Annotated in this window: 3 protein-coding genes; all 3 read right to left on the bottom strand. The window is 64.5% G+C overall.

All coding sequences use genetic code 11. The features are described 5' to 3' along the window. On the bottom strand, positions 1–239 hold a 239-nt coding region (locus EAW56_RS12010; protein ID WP_147453324.1), incomplete at its 3' end, for a hypothetical protein. 134 nt (positions 240–373) lie between these two features. Further along, a complete protein-coding gene (locus EAW56_RS12800) occupies positions 374–637 on the bottom strand; it encodes a hypothetical protein (protein WP_167457441.1) in 264 nt (87 codons plus the stop codon). Next, a complete protein-coding gene (locus EAW56_RS12020) occupies positions 634–1,578 on the bottom strand; it encodes a hypothetical protein (RefSeq protein ID WP_122086788.1) in 945 nt (314 codons plus the stop codon). The genes EAW56_RS12800 and EAW56_RS12020 overlap by 4 nt, the downstream gene beginning before the upstream one ends. Between the last annotated feature and the right edge of the window lie 164 nt (positions 1,579–1,742).

Below are 1,742 nucleotides of genomic sequence, written 5' to 3' on the forward strand. Positions count from 1 at the left end.
CCCTTCATGTGGATCCACCCGTTGCGCTCAGGGGCGTTGATGGGGTGCGCGGTGCGGCCGTCGCCAAAGGTGTCGTCGATAAGCTGCTTGCCGTGGAACTTCATGGCGTTCACGGAATGGGAGAGGACGCTGGGCTGCGGTGCGTTGGAACCGGTCGCGGGGTACTGGTCGTAGCCGTGGAACGCTGGGTTGTTATCGGGGTTGTTATCGGGGCCGTACGGGGGTTCCGGTCTCGTCATAGTTCGGAGCGTAACAAGGTGCGGACCATTGCGCGACCGGAAAATGAGCGTTGTGTCACATTACAATATGAGTGATACATAGCGAACACCCCGCGCGGCCGGCGGGCTGCGCGGGGCGGTGCGGGGTTAAGCGCTTAGAGTTGCGCCGGGAACTCGTCCTCCACCGGGACCGGGCCGCCAGAGATCTGGCGGTACGCGTGCGCCTGCGCGAGGAGCACGACCGGGATGGCAATGATCAGGCCGAGGAACGCAAGGACGTAGCCTACGAAGTAGAGCAGACCAGCGAGCACCGCCAGTCCCAGCAGCGGCAGGTAGATGCGCTTGCCGTCGGCAAAGCCCTTGCTAAACGCCTGACCGAAGGAGCCGTTGTTCTCAGAGGCGTACCACACGGTCATCATGAAGAACGGGGATACGAGCAGTCCGATGAGCCCGAACAGGCCCATGGAACCGAGGAGCGGGCCGAGCAGGGGAAGCAGCGCCTCGAAGTCCTCCGGGCTTGTCGGGTCCTCTGGCAATGCGTTGAGGTCCACGCTGCTGAAGCCGGCAACCATGCCGATGATGAGGAACACAATGATGCCGACGGTGACAATTGCAAAAAGACCGCCAGGACACCCAGGGTCTTCCCGTACGCGGGAGTCTTGATGTCGCCCCACCCGAACGAGCGGGCCAGCGTCTGCTGCAGCGCGGCAGAGAAGAACACCGGGTACACAAACAACGGGACAATGCCGAGTACGCCGGTCGGGACGATCATCGTGAGCCACTGCCACGCACACGCAATGAGGCCGAGGACGATCCAGACCTTCCAGTTGGAGAACGTGGTCTTAAAGGCCCAGGAGAACGCGTCGGTAATGTTCAGCTTGCCGTTGCCCTTGGTGTGCGTCCAGCCGTTGTTGGCCGGGTCATTGATCGGGTGCGGGGTCGCGCCGTCGCCGTAGGTGCCGTCGGTGAGCTCCTGGCCGTGGTAGCGCAGCGCGGTCGCGCCGGCGGCACCAGCCGCGGCGTTCACATCGAACTGTTCGTACCCGTTCGGGCCGAAGCCGCCCTGGCCGTACGGCTCGGAACCGCTGGCGCCGTAGCTGTTGGAGCCGTACTCGTTGGAACCGTAGCCGTTCGCGCCGTAGGCGTCAGCGCTGTTCTGGCCGAAGTCGGACTGGCCGGAACCGGTGGTGCTGGCGGAGCCGGCGCTGTCCGGGTTCCACGCGGAGGAGCCAGTGTTCTCCGGATGGCTCCCCGCCGGGTTATCGGGGTACGGCTCGTAGCCGTACGGGGAGTCTCCGTTCGGGGTGTCGCCACCCGGGGTCCCGTCACCGGGCGTGTTTCCATTGTTCGGTGTAGTCATGCGGCCGATGATAACAGCCGCCCCACCGATAACGCCTGCCTCGGCAGGGGACGGACAGGACTTCCCTACTTCACCACCAGGTTGACCATGCGGCCCGGCACCACGATCGTCTTGACGATCTGCTTGCCGCTGGTGAGTTCGGTCACGCGGGCGTCGTCAAGCGC

The organism is Corynebacterium gottingense (assembly GCF_003693265.1).
Lineage (GTDB): Bacteria > Actinomycetota > Actinomycetes > Mycobacteriales > Mycobacteriaceae > Corynebacterium > Corynebacterium gottingense.

What these genes read in the sequence shown, in the direction of transcription:
- EAW56_RS12800 (WP_167457441.1), bottom strand. Translation starts at nt 637, where the DNA reads ATGATGACCGTGTGGTACGCCTCTGAGAACAACGGCTCCTTCGGTCAG.
- EAW56_RS12020 (WP_122086788.1), bottom strand. Translation starts at nt 1,578, where the DNA reads ATGACTACACCGAACAATGGAAACACGCCCGGTGACGGGACCCCGGGT.